The 23,280-nt window shown below is 41.8% G+C and carries 26 protein-coding genes; 4 read left to right on the top strand and 22 right to left on the bottom strand.

Features of this window, described 5'->3' with window-relative positions; translation table 11 throughout:
- The 5 genes from tnpA to metG form a co-directional block, all read right to left on the bottom strand.
- Positions 1-373 (bottom strand): IS200/IS605 family transposase (gene tnpA, locus ACTNES_RS02940; RefSeq protein ID WP_441038473.1); only part of this gene is annotated, 373 nt, incomplete at its 3' end.
- A 195-nt stretch (positions 374-568) separates the two neighbouring features.
- A complete protein-coding gene (locus ACTNES_RS02935) occupies positions 569-1,330 on the bottom strand; it encodes a hypothetical protein (protein ID WP_441038472.1) in 762 nt (253 codons plus the stop codon).
- A 246-nt stretch (positions 1,331-1,576) separates the two neighbouring features.
- On the bottom strand, positions 1,577-1,777 hold the full coding sequence (locus ACTNES_RS02930; protein WP_441038471.1) for a hypothetical protein: 201 nt from the start codon (positions 1,775-1,777) through the stop codon (positions 1,577-1,579).
- A 420-nt stretch (positions 1,778-2,197) separates the two neighbouring features.
- The gene (locus ACTNES_RS02925) at positions 2,198-2,416 is read right to left on the bottom strand and encodes a DUF6783 domain-containing protein (protein ID WP_334300747.1); all 219 of its coding nucleotides are present in this window, start codon (positions 2,414-2,416) and stop codon (positions 2,198-2,200) included.
- 12 nt (positions 2,417-2,428) lie between these two features.
- Positions 2,429-4,387, bottom strand: a complete 1,959-nt coding sequence (gene metG / locus ACTNES_RS02920) for a methionine--tRNA ligase (protein ID WP_291814475.1) — start codon at positions 4,385-4,387, stop codon at positions 2,429-2,431.
- 886 nt (positions 4,388-5,273) lie between these two features.
- Between metG and ACTNES_RS02915 the strand changes: the two genes are divergently transcribed.
- Genes ACTNES_RS02915 through ACTNES_RS02905 form a run of 3 tightly spaced genes read left to right on the top strand, consistent with a single transcriptional unit; the run spans position 5,274 to position 6,458 of the window.
- A complete protein-coding gene (locus ACTNES_RS02915) occupies positions 5,274-5,717 on the top strand; it encodes a Fur family transcriptional regulator (RefSeq protein WP_291807362.1) in 444 nt (147 codons plus the stop codon).
- Between the two features lie 56 nt (positions 5,718-5,773).
- Entirely contained in the window at positions 5,774-5,932 is a 159-nt protein-coding gene (locus ACTNES_RS02910) for a hypothetical protein (protein ID WP_441038470.1), read from the top strand.
- Positions 5,913-6,458, top strand: a complete 546-nt coding sequence (locus tag ACTNES_RS02905) for an NADH peroxidase (protein ID WP_216460732.1) — start codon at positions 5,913-5,915, stop codon at positions 6,456-6,458. The genes ACTNES_RS02910 and ACTNES_RS02905 overlap by 20 nt, the downstream gene beginning before the upstream one ends.
- Before the next feature lie 116 nt (positions 6,459-6,574).
- On the opposite strand, the gene ACTNES_RS02900 is transcribed toward ACTNES_RS02905, so the two are convergent.
- Together ACTNES_RS02900 and ACTNES_RS02895 are read right to left on the bottom strand one after the other, a co-directional pair.
- Entirely contained in the window at positions 6,575-7,243 is a 669-nt protein-coding gene (locus ACTNES_RS02900; protein WP_291807366.1) for a hypothetical protein, read from the bottom strand.
- Between the two features lie 212 nt (positions 7,244-7,455).
- Entirely contained in the window at positions 7,456-7,578 is a 123-nt protein-coding gene (locus ACTNES_RS02895; protein ID WP_441038475.1) for a hypothetical protein, read from the bottom strand.
- 42 nt (positions 7,579-7,620) lie between these two features.
- Between ACTNES_RS02895 and ACTNES_RS02890 the strand changes: the two genes are divergently transcribed.
- The gene (locus ACTNES_RS02890; protein WP_441038474.1) at positions 7,621-8,307 is read left to right on the top strand and encodes an aldose epimerase family protein; all 687 of its coding nucleotides are present in this window, start codon (positions 7,621-7,623) and stop codon (positions 8,305-8,307) included.
- Between the two features lie 84 nt (positions 8,308-8,391).
- On the opposite strand, the gene ACTNES_RS02885 is transcribed toward ACTNES_RS02890, so the two are convergent.
- The 15 genes from ACTNES_RS02885 to ACTNES_RS02815 form a co-directional block, all read right to left on the bottom strand.
- Entirely contained in the window at positions 8,392-8,862 is a 471-nt protein-coding gene (locus tag ACTNES_RS02885) for a hypothetical protein (protein WP_441038469.1), read from the bottom strand.
- Between the two features lie 184 nt (positions 8,863-9,046).
- On the bottom strand, positions 9,047-10,042 hold the full coding sequence (locus tag ACTNES_RS02880; RefSeq protein WP_441038468.1) for a D-alanyl-D-alanine carboxypeptidase family protein: 996 nt from the start codon (positions 10,040-10,042) through the stop codon (positions 9,047-9,049).
- A 181-nt stretch (positions 10,043-10,223) separates the two neighbouring features.
- Positions 10,224-10,916, bottom strand: a complete 693-nt coding sequence (gene rplA / locus ACTNES_RS02875; RefSeq protein WP_216460740.1) for a 50S ribosomal protein L1 — start codon at positions 10,914-10,916, stop codon at positions 10,224-10,226.
- A 61-nt stretch (positions 10,917-10,977) separates the two neighbouring features.
- A complete protein-coding gene (rplK, locus tag ACTNES_RS02870; protein WP_008705378.1) occupies positions 10,978-11,403 on the bottom strand; it encodes a 50S ribosomal protein L11 in 426 nt (141 codons plus the stop codon).
- 68 nt (positions 11,404-11,471) lie between these two features.
- Entirely contained in the window at positions 11,472-11,987 is a 516-nt protein-coding gene (nusG, locus tag ACTNES_RS02865; RefSeq protein WP_291807589.1) for a transcription termination/antitermination protein NusG, read from the bottom strand.
- Positions 11,988-12,002: 15 nt separating this feature from the next.
- A complete protein-coding gene (secE, locus tag ACTNES_RS02860) occupies positions 12,003-12,212 on the bottom strand; it encodes a preprotein translocase subunit SecE (protein WP_216460741.1) in 210 nt (69 codons plus the stop codon).
- A 52-nt stretch (positions 12,213-12,264) separates the two neighbouring features.
- Entirely contained in the window at positions 12,265-12,414 is a 150-nt protein-coding gene (rpmG, locus tag ACTNES_RS02855) for a 50S ribosomal protein L33 (protein ID WP_025578252.1), read from the bottom strand.
- Positions 12,415-12,718: 304 nt separating this feature from the next.
- Entirely contained in the window at positions 12,719-14,566 is a 1,848-nt protein-coding gene (locus ACTNES_RS02850) for a diguanylate cyclase (protein ID WP_291807590.1), read from the bottom strand.
- Between the two features lie 169 nt (positions 14,567-14,735).
- Positions 14,736-15,158 carry a hypothetical protein gene (locus ACTNES_RS02845; RefSeq protein WP_291807591.1) on the bottom strand — a complete coding sequence of 141 codons (423 nt, stop codon included), beginning with the start codon at positions 15,156-15,158 and terminating at the stop codon, positions 14,736-14,738.
- Positions 15,142-16,398, bottom strand: a complete 1,257-nt coding sequence (locus ACTNES_RS02840; protein ID WP_291816934.1) for a BTAD domain-containing putative transcriptional regulator — start codon at positions 16,396-16,398, stop codon at positions 15,142-15,144. Before ACTNES_RS02840 ends, ACTNES_RS02845 begins: the two co-directional genes overlap by 17 nt.
- A gap of 27 nt (positions 16,399-16,425) precedes the next feature.
- Positions 16,426-16,584 carry a hypothetical protein gene (locus ACTNES_RS02835; protein ID WP_216460745.1) on the bottom strand — a complete coding sequence of 53 codons (159 nt, stop codon included), beginning with the start codon at positions 16,582-16,584 and terminating at the stop codon, positions 16,426-16,428.
- A gap of 441 nt (positions 16,585-17,025) precedes the next feature.
- On the bottom strand, positions 17,026-17,763 hold the full coding sequence (locus ACTNES_RS02830) for an SDR family NAD(P)-dependent oxidoreductase (protein ID WP_216460746.1): 738 nt from the start codon (positions 17,761-17,763) through the stop codon (positions 17,026-17,028).
- A gap of 187 nt (positions 17,764-17,950) precedes the next feature.
- Positions 17,951-19,693, bottom strand: a complete 1,743-nt coding sequence (locus ACTNES_RS02825; RefSeq protein WP_291807594.1) for a thiamine pyrophosphate-binding protein — start codon at positions 19,691-19,693, stop codon at positions 17,951-17,953.
- Between the two features lie 11 nt (positions 19,694-19,704).
- The gene (locus ACTNES_RS02820; protein WP_291816937.1) at positions 19,705-20,865 is read right to left on the bottom strand and encodes a LicD family protein; all 1,161 of its coding nucleotides are present in this window, start codon (positions 20,863-20,865) and stop codon (positions 19,705-19,707) included.
- Between the two features lie 120 nt (positions 20,866-20,985).
- The gene (locus ACTNES_RS02815; RefSeq protein ID WP_216460749.1) at positions 20,986-23,280 is read right to left on the bottom strand and encodes a LicD family protein; all 2,295 of its coding nucleotides are present in this window, start codon (positions 23,278-23,280) and stop codon (positions 20,986-20,988) included.

Genomic DNA, 23,280 nt, shown 5'->3' with positions numbered 1-23,280 from the left:
TATTTTCTTCCGATACAGATCCGACCGTTTCCACATAATAGGAATGGTTCCACAGCTCCCCTTTCCAAAGCTGGTTTCTTATTTCCGGAAAACGTTCGAAAAGCTTCCTGCCGGAGATCCCCTTCAGGTATTTCACGATCGCAGTTATGGATAATTTCGGAGGGGCTGACACAAAACAGTGTACATGGTCTCCTTCCCCACATTCAAACAGATGGACCGTAAAGCCCTTATCTTCTGCGATCTCCTGCACCAGTTCCTGCAGATATGCCTCGACCTCCGCATTTAATATCTTCCGCCGGTATTTTACCGACCATACCATATGATAATTAATATTGCACACACAAGTGCGGTAATGTATAAGATTTTCTTTCATACATATAGTATACCATGATATCAAAAATTTCGCAATAAAATATCGAACATATTTTCTTTTTTATAATACCGGATACAGTTTTTTATGGGGAGAAATTGAATGAAAACCGTTTTGTTATTTTTATTTATTATGAGTGCAGATATGCACAGTTTGCGCTTTCATCTCGGTAATTGAATTGCCGAGGATTCCCGCTTATTATCCTAAAATCTCAACCCTCATTCTTACAAGGTTAGAATTTAATACTTCTTCTTTCTTATCTGCAACAGCAGTAATCTTAACATTGTCATCTTCGTATACAAATTTTCTATTGTTCTCTACTGTCTGCGCAAGAATAAAAATAGAAAAATTATCTGTAACAAATTCTGCAGATTTTACATTACCTTCTTCATCTACAGCTACATCCTTTGTAACATCGCTGACATTTGAATCATCATCCAGATGTAACACCTGAATTTTAGAAGCCTCCTGATTTACAGTTTCATCTCCTATTTCCTTAACTTCATTAAATTGTATAGAAACAGTAACTGTAGCATTCTGCGGCTCTACTTCAACGCCATCTTTTTCAAAATGCATATCATATGCCGTGTAATCATTCATCTGCTCTGATGAATCCAGACTATTTTCAGCCAGTTCCTTTTGTTCATCAGAAAGCTGTACTTCATTAACAACAAGTGTTGCATCTTCTGGTAAAGCTTTTGAATCTGAAACAACAGCAACAATAGTTTTTTCATCATCTTGATATGTAATAGTTCTTTCTTCTGCCAAAACAGTTGTAACACGTGTTAATGCCACAACTCCCATTTCAAAAGTTTTAAACTTAACACTCTTCACTGCATCTGTTTCATTTTTCTCAAATTCGGCAGTTGTGTCTTCTTTTCTATTTACATAGACTTTTAAAGTACTCTGACATGACTCATCATCTGTATTTTTTTCAAGCTGTGGTGTTGCATACTGCATCTGTACTTTTACAGTGCCAGTTGCAGGTTCAATACGTCCACCAGCGGATTCAGATGTAAAATCTGTTTTTGGTGTTTCCTCTGGAGTTTCTGTAACTTCAGGGGTTGGTGTCTCCGTTGGTACCTCAGTTACTTCTGGAACTGGTGTAACCGGATTCTGTGGATTGTCTGAATCGTTAGAGTCATTAGAATCTTCAGAATCCTCCTGCTGGTCTTCGTCGGGCTGCTCTTCGGGCGTTTGCTCGGGTTATTCTTCCTCTGGCTCCTCAACTTCCGGTTCTTCCTCTTCAGGTTCTTCGCTCTGAGCCGCCACTTCCTCTTCTGTTGTAGTCGCTGCGGGGATATTTTCGCTGCTTGCGAAAATAGCGTTTGCGCCCGACTGCCGGAAAATCATTATAACAGTCAGGAGCGCCGCAAGATAACGCTTGACGTTGCTCTTCATGTTCATGTTTCTTTCTCCCTTTTTTCTCTTTCTTTTTTATCCTCTTTTGCAAACATGCCTCCATGTAAATACATGAGTGTGCGTTACAGTCCAGGCGTTTCCGTCCTTCTTCACCATGCCAATACACCGAGGCTCTATTTTGTATGATAATATGTGTTTCCACTTTGTAAGTGTGGCACTTTCTGGTCACAAAATTGTCATATAATCATATTTTCTCCACTATTTTCGATTTTTCTCCACTATAAACAATTTTTTATCGAAAAAGTTTCGCACTTACGACAATTCCCCATATTTTTGTACAAAAATGAGGCTTCTATTGCACTAATATATGCAATAAAAGCCTCATCGTTTCTTCACGATACGGATGGAGTCTTTACCCATCGAAATTGACAACATCATGAACACTCACGTGCCCGTTACTCCCCTTTATCTACTATTAATAATAGCTTTTAGAGGTCTATTTGTCAAGATGATTTTTCGGAAATTTATACAGAATTTAAGCTGTTTTTTCAGTAAATTTCTCCAGTAATAACCATCCCTGCCGTGATAATTCATACTGATATTTCTGAAGTTGTCTTTAGAGCGTGTTTGAAAAATCATTCCCGCAATCTGCACGCCCCACTTTGCGATATATTTTGTCCTAATTCGGTTGTCGTATTAGCAGATTTCTGCTCCTGCCGGCATTTCTTTCTCAGGTACCATGAGGGAAAGATTTCCGTCTGCATCTTCTGCGCAGAGGATCATTCCTTCGCTGAGTACTCCGGCAAGTTTGGCTGGTTTGAGGTTAGTTACTACCATAACTTTCTTGCCTACCATTTCTTCTGCACTGTAGTGTGCTTTGATTCCGGAAACGATCTGGCGTACCTGGCTGCCAATCTGTACCTGTGAGCAGAGAAGTTTCTTGGATTTCTTTACTTCTTCGCATTTGATGATCTTACCAACCTGGAACTGAAGTTTGCCGAAATCTTCGAATGTGATTTCTGGTTTTGCTTCAATGTCGATCACATCTTCATTCTCTTCTTTTGCAGGTTCTTCAGCTTTTGGCGGATGAAGTTCTGCTACTTTTGCCATTACTTCTTTGAGGTCAAGACGTGCGAAGAGGATTTCCGGTTTCTCAGTTACTTTGTTTCCTGACGGATAGAGACCAAATGTCTTAAGATCTTCTAATTCTCTGTCCTGTGCATTTAACTGAGCAAGGATTCTCTCTGTTGTTTCCGGCATAAAGGATTTCAGCAGAGTTGCGCCGATGCAGATTCCCTCAACGAGATTGTAGAGAACTGTTGCAAGACGGTCTTTCTTTTCTTCATCCTTCGCAAGTGCCCATGGCATTGTTTCGTCGATGTATTTGTTGCAGCGTTTGAAGATTGTGAATACTTCTGTCATTGCGTCTGCTACACGGAGTTTGTCCATTTTTTCGTTTACTTTTGCAGGTACGGAGAGGATGAAGTTCTTGAGATCATCATCTACTGGCTCTGTTACACCTTTGTTTTCTACAACGCCGCCAAAATATTTATTTGACATGGAGATGGTACGGTTTACAAGGTTTCCGAGAGTATTTGCAAGCTCAGAGTTGAGGCGCTCTACCATCAGTTCCCATGTAATGACACCGTCGTTCTCGAATGGCATTTCGTGAAGTACGAAGTAGCGGACTGCATCTACACCGAAGAAGTCTACCAGTTCATCTGCGTAGATTACGTTTCCTTTGGATTTACTCATTTTGCCATCGCCCTGAAGGAGCCACGGATGTCCGAATACCTGTTTCGGAAGCGGCAGATCCAGTGACATCAGGAAGATTGGCCAGTAGATTGTATGGAAACGGATGATGTCTTTTCCAATCAGGTGCAGGTCTGCAGGCCAGAGTTTGTTGAACTGTTCTGTGCTTTCGCCGTCGCAGTCGTAACCGATTCCCGTGATATAGTTTGTAAGGGCGTCAAGCCACACGTATACAACATGTTTCGGGTCGAAGTCTACCGGGATTCCCCATTTAAAGGATGTTCTGGATACGCAGAGATCCTGAAGTCCCGGGAGAAGGAAGTTGTTCATCATTTCGTTCTTACGGGATTCCGGCTGGATGAAATCCGGGTGGGTGTTGATATAGTCAATGAGTTTGTCAGCGTATTTGCTCATTTTGAAGAAGTATGCTTCTTCTTTTGCAGGTACGCATGGGCGGCCGCAGTCCGGACATTTGCCGTCTACGAGCTGGGATTCTGTGAAGAAAGATTCACATGGTGTGCAGTACATTCCTTCGTAGTGTCCTTTGTAGATGTCACCTTTTGCGTACATTTTTTTGAAGATTTTCTTGACCTGTTTTTCATGGTCTTCGTCTGTGGTTCTGATAAATTTGTCATAAGATGTGTTCATCAGATCCCAGATTCTCTTGATCTCGCCGGATACGTTGTCTACGAATTCTTTTGGGGTGATTCCGGCTTCTTCTGCTTTTAATTCGATTTTCTGTCCATGTTCGTCGGTTCCGGTCTGGAAGAATACGTCGTAGCCCTGCTGGCGTTTGTAGCGGGCGATGGCGTCTGCTAAAACCACTTCATAAGTGTTGCCGATGTGCGGTTTGCCGGATGTGTAGGCAATTGCGGTGGTGATGTAATATTTCTGTTTTTCCATGGTTTATTGTCTCCTTTTTTAATGTGGACGCCCGGGAAATTATTTCTCTTTCTATGCGGTTTCGGGATCTAGTAACTCTAAGTGTCTGAAAATCTACTAAAAGCATTCACAAAAATCTCAAACTCGCTTCGCTCAAACAGTGAGATTTTTGTTCATAACGCAGATTTCCAGACACTAAGATTTACACGATCCCTGCAAATGCATAGAAAGAGAAATAATTTCCCAGGCTGGTTTTTGAAATGATAACAACTGTTCCTTATTTGTGGAAGAAAAACATAAATTCTTCATGGTGGGAAGGAACTGGTGTTGGGGAAATAAAAAAACGTCTCCTCAGATTATCTGAGAAGACGAGATTTACCCGTGTTACCACTTCTATTCGTTTCCGGGCTCGCGCGGGGAAACCTTGGGAGGTACGTTGTGATACCTCTACGCTGTAACAGGCGTGCCTGTCGCTGCCTAAAGCTGTTGACTCTCAGCAGTGCCTCTCGGAAGCCATCTTCGATCTGCTCCTTGCATATCCCTCTCAGCCTTGGATTCTGTTCGTTGTGATCCGTGGGGATTTCTCTGTAATACGGTCTGCAAATGTACTCTCTTCTTCAATGAGTTTGTGTTATTTCGTAACAGCGGTTCATCTGTGATTATGGAACGCTGTTGGTTATAGGAAATAGTTATTTCCTGTTATAGGGAAAATATAGCACATTTCGGTGGGTTTGTAAACATTGTTTCCTTGTTTATAGTTTTTACTTTTGAAAATTTTAAATGAGAATTATTTTTATTTATATCTTGACAATTTTCATCCAATATTGTATAGTAACAATATCAGTAATGATTATTGTTATTAAATAAGCAATTAGAGTTACTGCAATTCAGAGAAGGGAGGAATACCATGGCGACACTGAAATACAGCCGTCAGAGAGAATCTATCAAAGAATTTCTGCGAAGCAGGACGGATCATCCTACTGCGGATGTGGTATATGAGAATATGAAGCTTATCTACCCGAATATCAGCCTCGGCACGGTATATCGCAACTTATCTCTGCTGGCTGATCTGGGAGAAATCAAGAAGCTTTCTTCTTTTGCCGGAGCGGATCACTTTGACGGGCGAACCGAGAGGCATTGCCACTTCATGTGTACCAGATGTGAGCGGATCATTGATCTGGAGAATGAGAAGATTCACCACATTATGGAGCTTGCAGGCGAGAACTTTGGCGGAAAGATTACAGATTACAGCGCAAGATTCTTCGGACTATGCGAAGACTGTTTAAAAGAAACAGCAAATGAGTCTGATACTTCCCATGATGCTTCTGATAAAAAGTTTCAAAAAAGCTAAAATAAAGCTTGACTTTTTCAATCAAGTATGGTAACCTAAGAACATAGAAAACAGTAATGATTACTATTATTAAAAAAGTTACTTTTTCTACCGCACATGCGGAAAGCACCAAAGAACAAAATGATGCCGAAAACAATCAAATTTTTATCTGGCATCCAATTAATAAATTCATTAAGAAAAAAGGAGATTTTAATTATGACAAAATGGGTATGTAGTGTATGTGGTTATGTTTATGAAGGCGAGAACGCTCCGGAAGTCTGTCCAGTATGTAAAGCACCAGCTGACAAATTCATCAAACAGGGCGGAGAAATGACATGGGCAGCTGAGCACGTTGTAGGTGTTGCTCAGGGCGTTAGCGAAGATATTATCGAAGATTTAAGAGCAAACTTCCAGGGTGAATGCTCCGAAGTTGGTATGTACCTTGCAATGGCCAGAGTAGCTCATAGAGAAGGATATCCGGAAGTTGGTTTATACTATGAGAAAGCAGCTTTCGAAGAAGCAGAACATGCTGCTAAATTTGCTGAATTATTAGGCGAAGTTGTAACAGACAGCACAAAGAAGAACCTTCAGATGCGTGTAGAAGCTGAGAACGGTGCTACAGCTGGTAAAGTTGACCTTGCTAAACGTGCAAAAGCAGCTAACCTTGACGCTATCCATGATACAGTTCATGAAATGGCAAGAGACGAAGCAAGACATGGAAAAGCATTCGCTGGTCTGCTTAAGAGATACTTCGGAGAATAATTTCATAACAGGAATTTTAAAAGGGAGAGCCGAAATAATCGGTTCTCCCCTTTTTTACTCATTGATTATTCTTTCAAGAAATTTATAAAAAATTTCACTGATACATCTGCCATGTTTTATATTGTGCCACCCAGAAGCAGGGTATATGAATATTTTTTGCTGGTATTCTTGTAATTTATCTCTAAATAGTGCTGGCTATCCAGAGTAATGGTACTTCCACTCTTAATCTTTTTCCGTGCCCCGGTTCCATATTCGCAGAAATATAAACTATCTAATTTGTAACCCTTCTTAACAGCAATATTTATTTTTCCTTTTTTTGCAGTACCGAAAGAAGCAAAGTAGTGATCTCCCTTATCAAACTGTTTACTGTAATCTGTTTTTCCAAAAGTACATTTACTCAGTGGATTGGTATAATTGAATACTGAAACTTTGGATTTAAAAGAATATTTTTTTCCATTTTTTCTCTGTACTGTAAATGATACTGTAGTTGTACCTTGTTTATTTCCTTTTATAGCAATCGAGTGATCACCTCTGAACTGCACGTTTTTTACCGTCGCTACACTTGTGTTGCTGGATTTTAAATTCAGGATCTTATCGGATTTCACTGAATTCATTATTCCATATGTTCCCGTTCCATCTGTTCCATTTTCTCTCATAAGTGTTATCGACTTTGCAAATTTAAGAGTGCCGGCCGCCTGTGCTGTTGCTGGTGCTGCTGCAAGATCCGCTACAATAAATGTAAACGCCAGGAATAATGCAATAACCAGATTTTTGACTTTTTTCATATCTACTTCCTCCTTAGACAAATGTTTTTCTTACTGCTTATTTTATTACTTTTCTTACCGACAAGCAACTTAAATTCCAGAAAATTCCAGCAAAAAGCCCTCAGTATTCGCACTACTGAGGGCTTTTGCCTTGCATTGAATTATATCGCTTCTTTGCCTACTTGCATTATAGTATATGTAATTTTTGAAATCAATATAGCAATTTATGAAAATTACTGAATTCCTCTCAGATACAGTCTCGCCAGCAAATGGTGCGGATCAAGCTGGAGAGTTTCTTCGAAGTGCTCTTTTGCCTTCTCCAGATTTCCGAGGCCGAGATTTCCGAGGCCCATCAGATAGCAGCAATGTGCTTTATTCTTTGTAGTCTTTAAGATCGTATTAGAAGACGGCTTAGACGGATTTCCTGGAAACAGAGAAATAAAAGCTGTTTATACTCTGCAAAAAATCATACTCTGACTTTAAGATATGAGGCAGTTTCTGATAAAGATACTTACTTTAATATTTCTAATCATACGTACTTTAATCTGACAGGTGACTTTTCCAAATCCGCGCTGGATCACAAACTGCAGATACAGGCAGATCGATATATCCTGAATACGCCTGAATTTACTCCTGAAGGTATTTCTAAAGTAGATGGAACACCGTTTGATCTGCGTCAACCTGCTGTACTTCAGGAGCAGATCAAAGCTTATCCAAATGATATACAGATCAAAAGAAATCGGGGATATAATCATGAATATATCTTAAATCATAATATTTCTGCAACATCCCTGACTGCTCCGGCAACGGACAGTAAACCTGACCTGAGCTGTACCTCACCGGATGGCTCTCTGGAACTTCAGATCAGCTCGGATTCTCCTTGTGTTGTCGTTTACTCCGGAAGATATTTCGAAACCGGAATAGAATTAAAAGAAGGCCAGACCACAAGCCCTGATTGCGCCCTCGCCTTCGAATTCCAGGATTATCTGGATGCACCGGGTGGGCATGGATTCCCTTACAATATTGTTCATGCAGGAGAACCATGGACGAGAGAAATATGTTATCGCTTCCTGAAACATTCATAACCTACACATAACGCAAACAGGGGGTGTCTGAAAAATAGACATTCCCCCTGTTCTTTATCCGTTGGTATTTTCCTCATTGGAAGCTTAGCTGTGACTCTGCTCAAGCTGGCTAACTCGTTCTGTTAGAGAATTAATTCTAATCTCATTCATCATTACTCTGTTCATCCAAGTAATCGGCACATTCATCTTATCAATTACATTCTGGTAATTCTCTGCAAGGATGGAAAGATTTCTGTCTGTTATGTTCTCCAGATGCAGTTTGATATCTGCAAAATTATTTCTGGTCTCTTCTTCAAAACGCTCCTGACGCTTTTCCATTCGATCCATTCGGCTTTCAAAACCATCCATTCGCCCTTCCATTCGATCCATTTGGCCTTTAAAACCATCCATTCGCCCTTCCATTCGATCCATTTGGCCTTTAAAACCATCCATTCGCCCTTCCATTCGATCCATTCGGCCTTCAAAACCATCCATTTGGCATTCAAAACCATCCATTCGAGTTCCAAGCCCTTTGACCTCTGCAAAAATAGCTTCCAGTATTTGTCTGTCCGTCACCAGTCCCACCTCCTTTATAGTCCGTATCGTTCTTTTGTATGCGAATGATTATATCACATCTATTACAATACGTCTATTAAAAATCCATAAACATTTGCCCTCGCAAATATCTAGTCTTGCCGGACGCAAAGTAAACAATAACTATCTGGTGACTCTCAGCACTATTTACTCATAAACGGATATTTTATTTATTATTATTCATCTTCTCTTCAATCGCCTCACCAACCCTGTTATAAATAGTCACCGCATCCTGTATATGCGGAATCGTATTTCCATCTGCTCCGGAAGCACCTGCTGAAACAAAAATATACTCTCTGCCCTCAATCTCCGCAAAACTAGCCAGACAATGTCCTGCCTCACTAGTATAACCGGTCTTTCCGCCGAGGATTTTTCCACCTGTGACGGTCGGATCAGAGAGGTTTTTAAACATTGTGCTGTAATAAGTGATACCATCCGGGTGGATATTGGTAACTCCGGTGGAATGTCTGGAAGTCTCCACAATCTCACGGAACGTATCATTCTTAATACAATACTTCATCAACACCGCAATATCCTTAACCGTACTATAATGATCCGGGTTATGCAGTCCTGTGGAATCGCAGAAGTGTGTATTATCCATTCCAAGCTTCTTAGCCTTCTTATTCATCAGCTCCGCAAAATCCGCCTCAGAACCACTGATCGTATCTGCTAATGCAATACAGCACTCCGCGCCAGACGGCAGCATAGCCCCATACAGCAGATCGATCACCCTGACATTCTCTCCCGGTTGAAAACCCGCCTGCGTCGCATCCTGCTCATACAACCCGGCAAACATCTCATCCGTCAGCGTAATCTCCTCATCCAGATCTTTCAGATTCTCAATCGCAACGATCACCGTCATGATCTTCGTCATAGAAGCCGGATAAATCCGCTCTTCACCATTGATCTCTCCAAGAATCTTACCGCCCCGCGCCTGTATCAAAATCACATTAGGACTGTTAATCCCACTGATATCCACTTCCTTCAGAACCGGCTGCTCAAACTGTTCAAACCAATCCTTCACACCCTTGTTCCATCCAATCATAATGACCAGAGCACAGATAATAATCACCTCAGCAAACACACAAGCCACAATCCTGCCCCGGTATCTCCATGCATAGCTTCTCCCACTTCTCTTCTTTCCACGTCTACTCGCTGCCAAACTAACTCCTCCTGTCTGCTTCTACATCATTGCTTAGCATACAATAAATATATCTAACCAATCTCTAATTCACCCCCTACTATACCACACTCCCTAAAAACATTGTAACCCCATTCTTCTCGCGAGAACGCAAAAAGACCCCCGGAGAAATTCTCCGAGAGTCTTAAATTGCTAAAATCTATTATGCTAATTTCATCGGGTTGATCTTCACACCAGGTCCCATTGTCGGAGCGATTACAACGCTCTTTAAATACTGACCTTTCAGTGTGCTTGGTCTAGCCTTAACGATAGCATCGATCAGCGTCTGGAAGTTGTCGCTTAACTGTTCTTCTGTAAAGGATGCTTTACCAACCGGAACATGAATGATGTTGGTTTTATCAAGACGGTACTCAATCTTACCTGCTTTGATATCGTGAACTGCTTTAGTAACGTCCATTGTTACTGTACCAGCTTTCGGGTTTGGCATTAAACCTTTCGGTCCAAGTACACGACCAAGACGACCTACAACACCCATCATATCTGGAGTTGCAACAACAACGTCAAAGTCTAACCATCCTTCATTCTGGATCTTCGGAATAAGTTCCTCAGCTCCTACGAATTCAGCACCTGCTGCTTTTGCTTCTTCAGCTTTAGCATCTTTAGCGAATACTAAAACACGAACTTTTTTACCAGTACCGTGTGGCAGAACTACTGCACCACGGATCTGCTGATCTGCATGACGTCCATCGCAGCCTGTACGGATATGAACTTCGATAGTCTCGTCAAATTTAGCAACAGCAGCTTTTTTAACTAAGCTGATAGCTTCTGCGGTATCATATAATGTAGCGCGGTCTACTGCTTTAGCAGCTTCCACGTATTTCTTTCCTCGTTTCATTTCTATAACCTCCTGTGGTATTTGCGGGGAACGCCCTCCCACTTACTATTTAATATTAAAATTAATCAACTACTTCGATTCCCATACTTCTTGCAGTACCAGCGATCATGCTCATAGCTGCTTCGAGGGATGCTGCATTTAAGTCTTTCATCTTAAGTTCAGCGATTTCCTGAACCTGAGCTTTAGTAACCTTAGCAACTTTTGTCTTGTTCGGTACGCCGGAACCGGATTTAATCTTAGCAGCTTTCTTAAGAAGAACTGCAGCCGGCGGAGTTTTGGTTATGAAGCTGAAACTTCTGTCTGCATAAACAGTGATAACTACAGGAATGATTAAGTCTCCCTGATCTGCTGTTCTTGCATTGAACTCTTTTGTGAACTGAACGATATTTACACCGTGCTGTCCAAGAGCTGGACCTACAGGTGGTGCTGGAGTTGCTTTACCAGCCGGAATCTGTAATTTGATATATCCTGTTACTTTCTTTGCCATTTTCGGCACCTCCTATGTGGTATTGGCGGGGGTTTATGTCCCTCCCACGATATTGTTACCTTTGCTTGTTACATCTGTTTGATTTCTGCGAAACTAATTTCTACCGGCGTTTCGCGGCCGAAAAGTTCAACATTGATCGTTGCTGTCTGCTTCTGCACATTGAGAGCAGTGATAACACCAACGGTATCTTTCCAGGCACCGCCTGTGACAACAACTGTATCGCCCTCTGCGAAATCTACCTGAATATCCTCATTCTGGATACCAAGAGGAATCATCTCTTCCTCAGTTAACGGTACCGGCTTGGATCCTGGTCCAACGAAGCCTGTTACACCTCTGGTGTTACGGACAACATACCATGTATCGTCATTCATAACCATGTTGAGAAGTACATAGCCAGGAAACATTTTCTTCTGAACCTGTTTCACAGTTCCGTTCTTCAGCTCGGATACTTCCTGTAAAGGAACACGAACTTCAAGGATCTGATCTTCCAGGTGTCGGTTTTCGATGGTTTTTTCAATGTTGGCTTTTACTTTGTTTTCATACCCGGAATAAGTATGAACAACATACCATTTCGCTTCTGACATACAATCACCTTATCCTTATTTCATTAAAAGATTAATGCCTTCGAGAATAAATGAATCCATTACGCTGATCAGTACGCAAAGCACGATTGATACACACACAACCACGATGGTCTGTTTGATCAAAGTGCTGCGGTCTGTCCAGACGATCTTCTTGAATTCTGATTGAAGTCCCTGAAACCAACTCTTCTTCTGGCTCTTGCCAGCAGATTTTTCATTTCCTTGCATAGCCTGACCTCACAATTCTCTGTGAGTAACTGTTTCGTCCAGTTACCTTGGATTACTTTGTTTCCTTATGCAGAGTGTGTTTGCGGCAGAACTTACAATATTTCTGAGTTTCCATTCTTTCAGGATGGTTCTTTTTCTCCTTAGTCATATTGTAGTTACGCTGCTTGCACTCGGTACATGCTAATGTAATCTTAACGCGCACAACTTCCACCTCCAGTGTTTTCATTTGCATGGTCGTTTTTCTCACGCCTGACGATGTATCCGTCATCTTTTTCGAGCATAAAAAAAAGACCTAACTTCCATGTCGCTTGTCAAGTTTATCACACATGACATGCTCAAGTCAAGTCTTTTCTTATATTTATGCCTATATTTTATCGCGTATTTTTCGCATTTAGAATCTCTTGAAAAATCAGGAAGATCATTTTGCAGATATCAGAAAACATATTCTCTATATTCCGCCAAAATATGACGCTTTATCCCTGAAACTCTCTGAATCCGCCAGTACATCAGATTGATTTCTCCGCGATATGATAGGATCCTTTAAATGTTCTCTTCACCTGATACAAACACTTATCTGCTTCCTCATACAGTTCCTGGAACGTCGCTCCGGCTCTCTCTGTAGTAACGATTCCCATGGATGCCGAGATCATTACAGACTTGTCGTCTTTTTCATAGTTAATATGAAGTTTTGCAGAAAGCCTCTGCAAACTCTCTTCCGCATCCTGTCTGGGCATATTTGGCATGAAAACTACGAATTCATCACCCCCCAGTCGACAGACAACATCCTTTGCCCTGCAATGTTTCTGCATAGTAAGAACCACTTCATAGAGTGCCTTATCGCCCCACATATGACCAAGCACATCATTTAGTGTCTTGAAATTATCCAGGTCTGCAATAGTGAAAGTATGTACACATCCCTCATCCGGTGCATTCTCCAGAAGCTGGTTGATCATCGCCGTACCTGCTGCACGGTTCATCGCACCGGTCAGCAGATCCGTCATGGCTTCTTTCTGTAGTTTAAGCATATTATTCTCAAGACTGGTAATGTCCTCAATACTTCCAACCATACGGGAAACTTTTCCAGATTCATCATACAGATTCGTAGTATTAAACTGCAGGTATCTCAGTTTCCCTCCCGCACGTATTTTTACCTTTCGTGACTGGGATGTCTCCGATGAATCCACAGACTGCAAAATCTCCTCGATCACTGAACAGGTAGCCGGATTAATATCCCTGATTTTCTTAAGCAGTACCGGAATACTCAACTGTGCCTGATCCAGTCCCAGTTCCAGATATTTGTCATTCAGAAACTGTATCAATTCTGTTTCCACATCATAAGTAAAAACACATAAATCACTGTCTTTGGCAGTAATACGGTAAGTTTCTTCATTCAGTGTCAGCTGACGATTCAGATTTCGGATATAGACTCTGTCCTGTCTCTGAAAATGCAGATAACCCCCCGCAAACACAGCCAGTGCCAACAGAATCTTAATCGTCAGAAACAGTACATACCTCTGATATGTCCTGCCTGTCTTCAGTACATAATCTTTATCTATGATAGTTACCACATACAGATCATATCCCTTCACCGGGCTGATCACTGCCATCTTATTTCCATAATCGCTGTTAATCTCAAACGGAACAGTAACCCCTGTCCGCGCTCTGAATTCGATCGTAGAAAGTGGAACACTCAACTCTCTCATTTCCAGATCTGCAAAAATATTACTGCCAAATGCCGCATCTGTATTTCTGCCAACTATACAGTCCCCATTACCATCAGTAATAAACATGCTCGTATATTTCACACTCCTGCCGGACTGCTTAAATACACTCAGTCTGCTTCCGAAAAGCACTCCGCAGAGTACTCCTTCTGTTTCACCATCCCCGCCCTTCACAGGTACAGACAAAAGAACTCCATTGTCATAGGAACTGCTGCATTTTGCAAGGCCTCTGCCTCCTGCCATACTGGTCTGAAAATATTCCGTGTCTGAATAATCCCGACCAGTTTCCGCTGCAAAACCATCTTTACCTATAATGCGAAAATATTCAAACTCCGTTGCTTTCTCACTGAAATTCTCATAAAGCAAATCTCTGGTTTCCTCGTCATCCAAAGGCATCTTGCTGATAAACTTCGCAGCATAATCCAGGATATCATAATACTTATCCGCTTTATACCGAACCAGGCTGGCATTCTGTTCCGTCCATTCTGTGATGAAATCGCGGGACTTGGATTTCTCCGCTTCCTTTACCGATGTATTAAAATTAATCAGCTCCCATGAAATGAAGATCACTGCAATGAGAGCTGTAAAAAATAAGATTCTCTTTCGCCTTTTTTTATTATCTGGCCTACTCACCTTTATACGCCTCCGCGCTCTACTTTTAACAGACATATGATGTCTATTCTCAATAACGGAATACTTTTTTCCATTATATAAGTATTACGCACGGATGTCAAAGTTTATTGCCTGTTCATGCCAAAACACCTCTCGGGATAGCAGCGCGTGAACAGTAACCTTCATCTTTCTATTTCGTCTGTCCGGAAATCTGCTTCAGAAGTTCAATCTCACTGATAAACTCTGAATCATTTCCCTGACTGTCAATATATATGCCCTGCCATCCGGATCTGCGGCGGCTGCTGACAATGATATATTCTGTTGAAATTCTTCCCTGCTTCTCCCGTAATTCTTCATCAGAAAAATGCAGTTCCGGATTATAAACGACACTACGGATTTCATCGGAAGCAAAACTTCTGCTCTCCTGATATGCCTGCGGATATCCTGCTTTATCAAACATGAGATCTGCCTTTACAAGCAGTTCTCCCAAATCCCGAAATTTAATCGCACTCGGAAATAATCTACAATAAGCTCTCCCTGCCCTGTTCTCTCCATTTCTCTCATCTGTACAGATGTATAAAGTACTGACAGGTAAATCACTTCTTTTTCTCATGAATCCATTCTGTCCCCCCTTTTCTCTCCAAAGGAAGTTCATTATGAATAGAGACCTCCCTCGTTTCTGCCTTTATCTGAATTCTGTTATTTCCCATAATCTTGTTGAAATTTACTGTAATGCGCTGGATTACTTTCTGTGCTGCCTCATAACTGCAGTAAGGAAGCATTATGACATACTGTTCATCACTGTATCTGGCTGCCACATCTCCCATTCTGAGATGGCGCCATAAGGTCAGCTGCAATTTATCTATGGCTTTTTTCCTATAATATTGAATTCTGGTCGGTTCCGTCTGCATTCTCTTCTCATCGATCACAACCGTCAGCAGAATCATAAACTCTGCAATCCCCGAGCGCAGAACACGTCGGACTTCCAGTCTGTATATCTCCCGAAATACGGTATATTCACAGAAAAATACGCCATTTGGATCCTCCTCCTGGATTTCTCCATAGATATCATCCATGGTTGCCTGAGCAATATCCTTACTCATTCCAAGAATTTCATCATACAGTTCCCGCATCTTCTGGGATCTGTGCATTCCAAGTCTCTCATACAGAATCTTCATCGCTGTGTCATACTGTTTCAGGGCATTCTCAATATTTCCCTGTCCTACCCAGCTCTTGATAAGCCAATAGTGGGTATCTTCATTCAGTTCGTCACAGGACATCGCATATCCACAGACATTCTGAATCTTGTCATATGCATGTACACTACTGTACAGTTCACACAACTCATTTACCAATTTCATATATACAGAATGATGATAAGTATACCGTACAGACATCCAGGAGTCAGATGTCAGAACAGAAGTCTGAGGTTTCTCATAACAGGCAACCGCCTGTTCATATTTCCTGATCTGTTCATTTATATCCTTACTGCATTCTCTTGTCTGCTCTGCATAATACTTAAACTCTGACATATCACTTCGAAGTTCTATGTCATGATTCCATCCATATGTACCTGTTCCGGAAACAATATATTCCTCTGATCCCAGTTGTTTCAGCACACTGCGTACTCTATATACCAGGTTCTTAAGCGCACCCATGGGATTTGACGAACCGCCGTTTCCCCATATCAGCTCTCCCAGTTCTTCGGCACTGATCATCCGATCATGATTCAGCAGAAGATACGCCATAAGTTTCATTACTTTCTTTGAATGAATCGTTTCTTCATTCAGAGATGCAGTCCCACTCTCCAGACGGAATTCCCCGAAAAAATGTACTTTTACTGTTTGACTCATCGTCTCTTTCCCCCGTCAAATATGAATTCAGTTATCACTTTCTACTGCAGATTCCATCAATTTCATCAACTCCAGCGCACTGCGGAAAATCTCTTTCTTCTCTTTTTCCACCCACTGGACAGTTCCCTGCCAGGTACCTGATTCCGTATCTTTGATCTGCACGATAAATGTTTTCTCTTTCTTCATGTTAACCTCTATCTTCAATATAACATTTTTCGATGCCTTACAAATAACCGGGACAAAAATTCTCCGGTTTTATTAGAATATCACATTTCAGTCACAAAACTGTCATATAAAGAAAAATTAGTTCAAAAAATAGAGACTGTTTTCGAGGTCCATTCATTTTTTGTGACCATATATTATTATGCACATGTCATGCAGATAAGGCTATCCACATTCATTACTTTCTTATATTATGAAGAATATTACTGGTCGAAGTCTATCGGCCTCTTCAAAGATAAATGCCGGACAGTAAGCTGCCGATTACATAATCGACAAAAAAATCCCGACAGTTACAAACATTTTTTCCAAATGTCTGCCCTGTCGGGAAATAATTTCAATAAGACGCTCAAATATAAGTTTCCAGCGTAATAATAACTGCAACTATTACAATTCCAATCCTGTTTTTCAGAAGTAATCATACCCCCCATGGATATCCACAATACTTCCATTCATATAATTATTCGTAAGAATACTGTACGCCATATCTGCCACATCTTTAATCTCACCAAATCTGTGAAGTGCAATCTTGCGATTGATGCGGTCATAACTCTCCTGTGTACGGTTCTCATGCCACGGAGTCTCTATAAATCCAGGTGCAATGGCATTGACTGTGATGCCTTTCGGCTCAAATTCCTTTACCAGAGATTTCGTCAGGAAATGAATTGCCGCTTTGGTCACACCATAAACCAGCGAAGAGGAATACGCCTGCTGTCCTGCATAAGATCCCATAAAGAGCACTCTTCCGCCTTCTGTCATCACCGGCATAAATTCTTTGATCATAAATACCGGCACTGACAGATTCGTGTTTACGATCTTATTCCACTCCTCAAAGGTATAATCCTGAAATTTGTCATAAGTGCTGATTCCCGCATTACTGATCAGCCAGTCTACATGTCCGGCTTTCTCCTTCACTTCTCCGACGAAATTCATCATCTCATCATAGGAAGACATATTCGCTTTCAGAATGATCAGTTTCTCCTGCTCTTCCGGTTTCAAACTGTCCCAGAATTCATTTGCCTTGTGCGCATTATGTGCATAAGTGGCAAAAATCAGATCATCTTTCTCTGAATTCGCCAAAATCTTCTCCACAATGCCGCGGCCGATTCCTGAAGTTCCGCCTGTAATTACTGTTACTTTGCTCATTTCTTACCTCTATTACTACCTATTGCTGTTTTATATCACTTTTAACAATACGCTTTTCAATATATAGGCGCGTATCATATTCAGACATCCTATAGATAGTGACATGTCAACAACACTGTTTATATTCTTATATTTCCATTTTTTCCAATGATGTTACGATTCACTCTTCATTCAACAGCGTCAATTCTTATAATTCCATCAGTCTGTCATAAACTTCCTTCGGTGCATACGGCTGCTGATTATGAATCGGCTCACCCAGACAAGTCTTCGGATATGCAAAAGTCCCATGCTCCAGCATAACTTCCAGAAGTTTCGGACCTTCCCCCTCCAGAAATTCCGGTGCCTCTTCTTTTACAGCATCACAATGCATTCTCAATGAAGCAATCCCATAAGCCTTCGCAACCTCTGAGAAATCACAGGATGCAAAACCACATCCATCTGTAGTTCCGGCAAAGAGGCAGTCAAAATAATCTCTCTGCAGATGCCGGATCATTCCCAGCGCTTCATTATTCATAACCATTATTTTAATAGGAAGATTCTCTCTCTTTACCCATTCCAGTTCCTGAATATTCATCTGTAAGGCACCATCACCACAGATACATGCGGTCGGTTTTCCAGTGGCATAATAAGCTCCGATCGCCGCCGGAAGTCCATATCCCATTGCACCATGTCCACCGGAAAAAAGAAGCTTCTGTCCTTCATGATTTTTAAATGACTGATAACTCCATACCATGTGCTGGCCTACATCAACTGCAATCGCTGAAGTATCTGTCAGCATGTCACTGAGATCCGCAATCATACGATTCGGATATCTCTCCGGTGTATTGTCATCCACTGCCTGAAGATTCTCTTTGATCTCGTTGCAGACATTCAGCCACTCACTAATGCCCTCAGGCTCCGGACTGGACACTTTCGCCAGACAATCGATTACTGCGCCGGTCTCTGCCTGCAGTTTCAACTCATTCTCACCATTCTCATGAATATCTCTTTGAAGATTATACTGATCGATATCCACACGAATGATCTTCGCACCTTTCGCAAATTCATGAACCTTCGTTCCGATCTGTCTGGTACACATGGAAATTCCGAAACAGAGAAGCAGATCACTCTTGGCATTGGCGATCATATTTGCGTAGCGATGTCCATATGCACCGCCAATACATCCGAAGTTTAACGGATGCTCATAACCCAGCACAGATTTTGCCAGCACACTGGTAATGATCGGAATCTGTCTCTTCTGCGCAAATCGGATTAGTTTCTGCTGGCTTGCATAACTGTCCACGCCATGACCCAGCATAATCACCGGGCGCTTCGCCTCTTCCAGCGCTTCCAGAATCTTATCTGCCGCCTGCTGTGCCGCAGCTGCATCTGTGTGTTTATCCTCAAACACCATATCATAAACCGGATTCTCTACTTCACTTCTCTGAATATTCATGGGAAGGTCAATGAGAACCGGACCTCTGCGTCCTGTTGTCGCAATATGATAAGCCTTATTTAATTCCTCTACAATATCCTCCGGATTCCGGATCTGAACTGCATATTTCGTAATCGGTTTCGCCATTGCCACAATGTCCGTCTCCTGAAATCCCTGCTGACGAAGTCCCTCAATCCCGGAATATTCATAAGTATTCAACTGCCCTGTAAGAAAGATCACAGGCAGAGAATCATAATAAGCATCTGCCACACCACTTAAGAGATTCACCGCTCCCGGGCCGCTGGTAGCATAAGCACATGCACATTCCTCTTTCGCCTGAGCATAACCGCATGCTGCAAAAGCTGCACCCTGCTCATTATAGCTGGAATGATTCTCTGTCTCTGGATTTCTCTCAATAGAATCCACCACATGTGCGATCATTGTACCCTGATATCCAAAGAAATGGCTAATTCCTTTTTTCTGCAAAAATGTAACAATATAGTCTGAAAGTTTCATTTTACCTCCCGTCAGATCAGCATACCGATCTTACCTCTCTGTACTGTTTTTCCAGTCTTTTCCAGTACGTCTATATAAATATCAAGAATCTCCTCATCCTCCGCGAAAAGCTCATTCTTCTGCAGACTCTTCTGCATCATCTTGAAATATGGGCGGAAAACCTTCTCAAGTGTCATATAGTCTTCATTCTTGTACAGGTTCTTGATATAATCCTTCTGTTTTTCATAAGAAACACCCAGGTTCATACGCTCCCCACAAAATTCAACATACTCCCAGCATTCATTGAAATACTCCTTATGTCTTCTGCTTCTCGCAAGCCTGCGACTGTTTCGCATACGCTCCTTACTGTATTTCTCAAAATCTCCCGCTTCTTTCCAGAACTGAGTATAGCTTACCCTCGCGCTGACTGCCAGTGCGATCGGTGTAACATACCTTGGTTCTGTAGCCTTCTTATAATTATTGCCATAAGTTACTGTCAGATATTCTGCCGTTTTAGCCGGAACCTGAAGTTCCACACCCTCCAGCATAACTCTCTTACTCTTGGCAAAAATTTCTGCCGGATAAACTGTCGTCTGCTTTCTTCTTTTAAGAATATATTTATCTGCTTTTGGCTGCTGATGCAGTCTGATAAATTTATCATATAGACGCGCTGCCTGTCTCTGACGTCCATTGATCAGACACTGCAGTCTCATCAACGTACGGTTTACCCTGCTCTTGAAATTTCTCTCCGCATAATTGATATGGCAAAGTTCTGTCCATGCATTCTCATCTCTGGAAAATCTGCGGTTTGCAGACGCAGAAGCCACCGGTGTCCTCAATGGAAAAATGTTGACTCCGATTCCCGGAAATGCATAATCTCTGGTGTTATCCATATTCAGGCAGAGAGTATCTGTATTCGTATACCTCAGATAGAATCCGGAGAACCATTTATGACTCTTCATGGATTCCAGCGCCCGTCTCTCTCTCGGATCTTCCTCCACTGCCTGACGAAAACGCTCCATCTCTGCCGTCTTCATCAGCACAACACCAAACATCGGATTCTGTGGAAAAGGATGCCCTTCCACTGTGCAGAGCGTCAGACGCGGCGAAAGAAAATATTCAATTTCATTCTTCTGGCATATTTCATCAATTTCCTGTAATAATGACAATATTACCTTTTGCTTCTTGTTCAACTCTATACTCCATTTCTATTCAGATTTTTGACTGTACGGATTACTATTCACTTTGTTCTCAGTAATCTGTAAGAAACACCTATATCCTGTGCACGGGCATCTCCCTGTCAAAAATATTTATCACACATTGCTGCTCACACTCTGAACAATCTGTTTAATTTCTTCAATACTTCCGTATTTATCCAGCCAGTTATCCAGCACCACTGTGATGTCTGTCTTCTTTGCAAAACTCTTCGCCTGCCTGCTTCCATCATTCAAGTCATTGATAAAGATACGGTATAATTCTGTCTTTACATAAGATGGCATCTGAGATTCCAGTGCTTTCTTATAATTAGCAAATGCCTCTCTGGTCTGTCCCTGTTTCATACGAACATCTCCTACCAGTTTGTATACGCAGGATTTCTCTTCTTTATTAAACTGTTTACTCCGTACTTGTTCTGCCAGCCATTCCAGTTCGCTTTCCTCACTGGTACACATAATCTGTGTACGAAGTTTTGCCAGTTCTTTGGAATATCCAAGTCTCTTCCATGCTCTGGTAAGCGCTTTTCTGTAATATTCTCTCTTCTTCTCCGGTGCTCTCTCTTCACTGACAGGAGTCAGCATCGAAACCTCAATTACTGCACAGATCTCATCGATCACTTTCTCAAGCTCACTCTGAGTGTGCGCACAGGCAACTTTCGCCATGTAAAATGCTCCCTGAATATCATCATCCTCTGGAATCAGCTGACTCCACAATTCCATCAGAGAAAGTGCGTCCTTCTTCCTGCGGCTTGCCAGAAGTTCTTCACAGTCTTTCAGAATCTCATCCTTATACTCCTTGAAGAATCTGTCCATCTCCATCCATACAATTCCGTTAGTTGTTTTCTCTTTTATCTGGAGATAAAGTTCTGCCGCTTTCTGCATCTCTCCATTCATCCAGAAAATATCCGCTTTATATTTCAGAAAATATCCGTCCTCCGGGAAAAGTTTGAGTGCTTTTTCCAGGAAACGTTCTGCTTCTATACGGTTCTCTCCCGCATTCTCCATAAGGAATCGACATTTGAATTTCATAAATCCAGGGTGTCCCGGATAACGCTCCACAAGGTCCTCGACTATCTGCTGTGCTTCCTTCATACGATGGAACTCGTAATGATCTGCTGCTTTTCTGAAGAGTTCGATATCCTCCTTCAGTTTCTCCATCTCAGGAGAAAGATGATCCAGATTCTGGCGGATCTGCAGCATACGATATGCCTTTGACACACGTTCTGTATAAAAAAGTGTCAAAACACCCGCATAGAATATCTCATCCGGAATCTCCACAAGGATCGGATGATAAAATGCATAAATATTGGTATAGTCTTCTCTTCCTATGAAATCAGCACTTAACTGATTCTTATAATAAGAACCAAACAATGCACTCAGCTTACGAAAAGACCGGTTCTCAATCAATTCACTGATCTTCAGTCCGGATTCCTCAATAGCTCTCTGAAGATCCAGCGCTACTGCACGGGCTTTCATAGTCAGACCTTCCTGGCGTACCTTATGGCTCTTCTTTGCGATCCGCATATTGTAGAACTTGCGGAATACAGAATCCCTGCGAAGTTTACCTTTCTTGAGCTTTGGCATATATTCGTCACGAAACTCCTGATAAGGAAGCTCATCCACACAGACTGCCACGTGTCCCTCTCTGCTGTGATGCGGCGGCATATAAGACCACTCATCTCCATAATGCCAGATCAGATAGTCACTGCACTTATTTGGGATCATTGCCTTCTGTCCCTCAAAAACGCCCTCCTTCACCGGAAACATCATATCTTTGTCAAAAAGAAACGGGCAGCCGCCCCAGCGCATGGCATAGCGGTCACATTCCTCTTCATTATAGGAGAACATAATCTTCTCAAGCTTTGCCAGTGTTCTTTTTTTACCAAGAAAAATATAAGAAAGAAGATACTTCAGATACATGGATGCAGGTATCTCCCAGCGGTCACTGTAGCCTACAGAAATATTGATAAGATCTGAATAGATCATCATATGTGTTCTGTATTTCTCATATTCTCTGTCATCTGCCGGAATCGGATCCAGTGTAAGAATGTCTATGATCTCTCCGCCGCAGTCCTTACCAATAATCTGGCTCTTGTGGATCGCGCAGGTATTGGTGGATGCGTAGCGTGGAAATGAATTTGTATAATTTCTGTCCACTTCCGAACACTGTATCTCTCTGTTCGGGGGAAGCTCTGTCTTACAAATCTCTACAAACTTCTCCCAGTCCGAACGTGGCATATATAAGTCTACATCATCATCCCAGGGAACAAATCCTTCATGTCTGAGGGCTCCGATCAGGGAGCCTCCTGCCAGCACATATCTGAGATTATGTTCCCTGCAGATTTCATCAACCTCTCTGAAAAGCTTCAGGAGGTATTCCTGTTTCTCCGTCAT

The organism is Blautia sp. HCP3S3_D9 (genome assembly GCF_052063845.1).
Classification (GTDB): domain Bacteria; phylum Bacillota; class Clostridia; order Lachnospirales; family Lachnospiraceae; genus Blautia_A.
This window is presented reverse-complemented; position numbering and strand designations above follow the sequence as displayed.